Here is a 4174-nt window from a genome sequence, read left to right on the forward strand (position 1 = left end):
CATTTCCAGAAACTGGAACTGGTCATCAACAACGTCAAGTTCCAGGACGGAGAGCAAGTAATCGATCAGTCAGACAGGAACGCCGCCTGACCGTCGTACACCAGATTTGACAATAACTCGTGCAATGCTTATGGTGACGACACGGTCGGCACAGGCGATTGCAGATGGCGAAACATGAACTTCAGGGCGGGTGCGAGACTTGCCCGCCAAATACGCCAGGTATGACCGCCGGAAAACACTTCCAGCTGGACTTGGCCGGGTTGATGCGGCATTAGAGCGGCCTGTAAACGGCGCGCATGGCTTAGGGCGTCGTAGACATCGCGGCTGCCCGCACTCAAATAAAGCGGCACTACAAGCTCCTGCTTTAGGTAGTTGTCCAAGTGCGTGGTGTAGTTGAGGTTTTTCCAGAGCCCTTCATCAAAGCGGTTATCGTCGCCAAGAAAAGCCGGATGCTTGCGCGCCGTCGAGTTGCTTGGCGGCAACGGGTAGTAGCTGGCCGGACTCAACGCTACGGTGGCAGCGAACAGCATGGGGTTCTCAAGTGCCAGATTGATGCTGCCGTACCCTCCAGCGGAGAGCCCACCAATGCCGCGCCACTCGCGTTCGGGCACAACCCGCCAGAGCGTTTCGACATGCGGCATCAGATCATTCAAAAATGCCGTGCGCGCCGCCTCGTTATGACCATCGACCCACCAGCTTCGACTTCCAGGCATGACAAACACCGTGGGGGGAATATCGCCACGGCGGATTAGTCGGTCGGCTACTTGCTTGAGCGCTCCGTGGCTTACCCAGTCGCGGTCGCTGCCAAAAGAGCCGTGAAGTAGATAGACTACCGGATAGTCGAGCCCTGAATCATGATAGCCATCAGGCAGATAAAGAGTGTAGGGATAATCGCGTCCCAGCGTTTCGGCGTGGAAACGGTGATGAGTTACTTGACTAGCCAGGGCCTGATTCGCCACGAATAGCGCCGACACCAGTAGCAAGAAAAGGAGGGCAAGTAAGCGCGATTTTATGCACCATGGTGCGACCTTCATACCCAATCCTCGTCGCTCTCGCATGAGTGGACATGCCATTCTTGAAGGAATTCGTACTGTACCGAAGTGTCCGACAGCGCGTAAAGACGTGATATTCCCCTTACACAAGGACGACAGGAAACCAGGCCATGCAACGTATTGAGGAAGTTTACTGGCTGCGTGCCTACGGCTGTCTGGCCGTCTTCTCTTTTCATCTCCTTGACCATCTAGAGCAGCACGTCGATACATTGGCGCTCAATTTGGCACGTATTCCCACCGTCCTCGGCACCCCGATCTTCATCTTTATCTCCATATTCCTATTCTCCGCCCGTTATGGGCGCAATATCCCGGCCGGCTTTTTAGGTAATCGGGTGAAATACGTGATGCTGCCCTATTTAGTCTATGGCCTCGCTTACTCCGTGGCCGAGTTCATGCGGCTGCGCACCCTAGGTATCGACGCAGGTTTGTGGGCAATCCTGCAGGAGTACATTCTGTTTGCAGGATGGCATGGTTACTTTCTAATCATTGCCGCACAATTCTACGCTTTCTACTGGCTTTACGGACGTCTAGACCTGGCTCGCTGGTTGCCTGCCACACCATGGCTTTTGATTGGTAGTCTGATCAGCATGGGTTGGTGGGGCTACTGGCAGTGGAAAAGCACGTTACCACCCGGCTATCTGCACTGGATCGCGCCGTTAGGCTGGCTTTACCTGTTTTTCCTCGCCCTTGTGTTGGCACAGTATTATGGCGCCACATTCGATAAGCGACCGGATTGGATGGTGAAACTTGCGCAGCCCCGCTGGTTAATTGCCATGACGAGCCTAATCGTGCTGCTCTCATTGCCCGGCTGGCTGAGCTACTCCTCCAAGGAAGTATGGGTGGTGCCGCTGTTTCTGCTGTTTACGCTATGGCTGATGAAATGCTTGAAAGGCCGCCGAGCACCGCCGTTGGTAAGGCGTCTTAATGAGTTCTCATTCGGCATCTATCTCACCCATCCGATGTTATTTAACCTCGTAGACTCGCTAGGCGCGGGTGAACGCTTATCACCGGTATTGTATGCCTTCGCGCTGGCAGTGGTGGGTATGGTGGGCTCCATCGGCTGGAATCTAATCGTTAACCGCTGGCAGTGGGGTGGGCTACTATTCGGCAAGCGGATGCAACTTGCTTGATGGCACGCAACGGCATTTGCGCCGCCGTGTACGTTTGGTAACAAAAATAGCGGAACTGTTATTTTCACTTCGCGTCACACGTATGGTTGCAATCGATCATGTTCCAGTACATTTGAATCATGGTACATGCGCCATCACGAAAATATTAAGGAAAATGAGGCACGTATGAAACAGCAAAAAATGTATGCGTTCTTAGCCGCCGTACTACTGAGTGTTGGTGTAATGATCTCTGTTGCCCACGCCCAACAAGATTCAGGTGTCCCCGAAACCAGGCAAATGAATAGTGCAGATTTCTCTGATGCACAGCTTAAGCAGTTCGCTGAGGCGTCTCAGGAAATCGCGACGGTTTCTCAGGATTATACCGAACAGCTCGACACTGCTGAAGACGAAGCCGCGCAGCAAGCAGTGTATACAGAAGCTAATGAGAAAATGGTTGAAGTTGTAGAGGATAGCGGCCTAGATGTCGATACCTTCAACACTATCGGTCAAGCTATCCAGCAAGACCCCGAGCTAATGTCGCGTGTTCAGGAGATGGCCGAGTCATAAAGGTGAATTTCTGAACATGGATTTTTGGAAATTAACTCTAAGTATTTCCATTCTTGCCCTAAGGAACCGCTAATCAATTCGTCTCTGAGCCGTTGAAGCGTCAGCACTTCACAGCATCACGTCAGCGGCTTCTTTTGACCATTTTAGGTCGGCTATTTTGCCTGGCAGCCGGGTTATGCCGCTGCCAGGCCATATTCGAGACATATTGGCCCTGTCAGCATGGTCTTGGCATCGGCTAGCCAGCACCAACTTACTGAGGAGAAACAGGGTGAACAGTTGCGCCTTGATGACGTTGCAGTGACACAACACCGGTAGTCCTGGGTATCTTTCGTTTCGCCCAGGTACTTCTGTATGACGATGTAACCTGCGTCACCATATACCCGATTGTCTTTATCCCGGACTAGATGGCCCGCCATGGTGACATCGGCCACGTTGGCCGCGATACTGTAGGTAAGTTCGGTAACCGCATCAATACCAATATGGGCCTTCATCCCGGGTTATTCACGACGCAGGCCTGAAAACGAAGATAGCGAATGGTAACCTCTATAAAAATCAGTACGTTCCGGCAAGAACCTGATGCAAGAGGACCATTCGCTATGGGTGAAAGATTACCGTCCTGGTCACCGACCTGCAACGGCTCTGTTCATGTTCAACTAAGCGGCGATGCCACCACCAGCGATGCGGGTGGATTGGTACTTCGCGAAGCACTCGATACGAGTGGGGTGATTGATGCACTGGCGTACCGTCTGGTCGATCCGCGAGATCCCTTACGCGTACGCCACTCGCTGGCCAGCCAGCTCCGCACCGTCGTGCTTCAGCGGGCCATGGGATGGGGCGACTTAAGCGATACCGACGTGCTCAATCATGACCCGCTCTGGCAGCTGGCATGTAGCGATGCACGTAGCTTAGCGCCGTTAGAAGAAGCACGCCCGTCGCAAGCAACGCTCTCTCGGCTCATTACCTGCTTGAGTGATTCGAACAACCTCGACACCGTGCACGAAGGCTTATTGCGGTTGGCGATCTGGCGCTTGAACAGTTTGCCGGATGTCACCCCTTATACGGCTAATACGCCGATGACCCTCGATATCGACGGCCTGCCCATCGAGGTCTTTGGCCACCAGGGTGGCAGCGCCTATAACGGCTACGTCGGCACCCGGGTTTACTCACCCCTTATCGCCTCCATCGCCGAAACTGGCGACATGGTGGGCGGCTTACTTCGAGAAGGGAATGCTGGCCCGGCAGAAAACGCAGATACCTGGATACCTCACCTCGTTCAGCGCTTAATGGAAGGCACGAATCGAGACGTGGACCAGTTCCGTGTGCGTCTGGATGCAGGCTTTACCGATGGTGAAACGCTACGCGCCCTCGACGCGCACGATATCGCTTATCTGGGACGGTTAAAGAGCAACAAAGCCCTGCAGACGCTGGCGGCGCCTTATCTTAAAC

Annotated in this window: 4 protein-coding genes and 1 pseudogene; 3 read left to right on the top strand and 2 right to left on the bottom strand. The window is 53.7% G+C overall.

The features are described from left to right. Window positions 1-128: 128 nt before the first annotated feature. A complete protein-coding gene (locus DU506_RS20645; RefSeq protein ID WP_114488723.1) occupies window positions 129-1034 on the bottom strand; it encodes an alpha/beta hydrolase in 906 nt (301 codons plus the stop codon). Window positions 1035-1162: 128 nt separating this feature from the next. On the opposite strand from DU506_RS20645, the gene DU506_RS20650 reads away from it, so the two are divergent. Both DU506_RS20650 and DU506_RS20655 read left to right on the top strand, forming a co-directional pair. Next, a complete protein-coding gene (locus DU506_RS20650; RefSeq protein WP_114488724.1) occupies window positions 1163-2182 on the top strand; it encodes an acyltransferase family protein in 1020 nt (339 codons plus the stop codon). A 165-nt stretch (window positions 2183-2347) separates the two neighbouring features. Next, a complete protein-coding gene (locus DU506_RS20655; protein WP_114488725.1) occupies window positions 2348-2728 on the top strand; it encodes a DUF4168 domain-containing protein in 381 nt (126 codons plus the stop codon). Between the two features lie 299 nt (window positions 2729-3027). Here DU506_RS20655 and DU506_RS20660 read toward each other — a convergent pair. Further along, window positions 3028-3222, bottom strand: a pseudogene (locus DU506_RS20660) (transposase); the annotation flags it as partial. Between the two features lie 102 nt (window positions 3223-3324). Between DU506_RS20660 and DU506_RS20665 the strand changes: the two are divergent. Next, window positions 3325-4174, top strand: an 850-nt coding sequence (locus DU506_RS20665; protein WP_422822351.1) for an IS1380 family transposase, incomplete at its 3' end; no start/stop codon positions are given.

It is taken from the genome of Vreelandella rituensis, from assembly GCF_003336665.1.
GTDB classification, from domain to species: domain Bacteria; phylum Pseudomonadota; class Gammaproteobacteria; order Pseudomonadales; family Halomonadaceae; genus Vreelandella; species Vreelandella rituensis.